The organism is Streptomyces flavovariabilis (assembly GCF_000725785.1).
In the GTDB taxonomy this organism is placed as follows: domain Bacteria; phylum Actinomycetota; class Actinomycetes; order Streptomycetales; family Streptomycetaceae; genus Streptomyces; species Streptomyces hawaiiensis.
Map to the genome: position 1 here is coordinate 1 of NZ_JNXD01000117.1, position 259 is coordinate 259.

Annotated in this window: 1 protein-coding gene; it reads right to left on the bottom strand. The window is 69.1% G+C overall.

What is annotated here, in order from left to right:
• Positions 1-64: 64 nt before the first annotated feature.
• The coding region (locus IO24_RS0140170; RefSeq protein WP_031144890.1) for a transposase at positions 65-259 on the bottom strand (195 nt) is incomplete at its 5' end.

Sequence of the window (259 nt, forward strand, 5' to 3'; positions counted from 1 at the left end):
CTAGAAGGCTGATGAAGATCTTGTTGAGGGGCTGTCCGGCCGGAGGCCGGATGGCCCTTCTTTGCTATGGGGTGGCTGGGGCGAGGTGCCAGGCGCCGTCGATGCGGGTGAGTCCGAGGTTGATCAGTCGGCGGATGTTGAGGGCGGCGGCTCGGGTGTGGAGCCAGGTGTCGTTCTTGAGGGTGCCGCGGTAGCGCAGGCGCCGGTTGCCGTGGTGGACGAGCCAGGCGACGGCGCGTTCGACCGGGGGGCGCCAGCG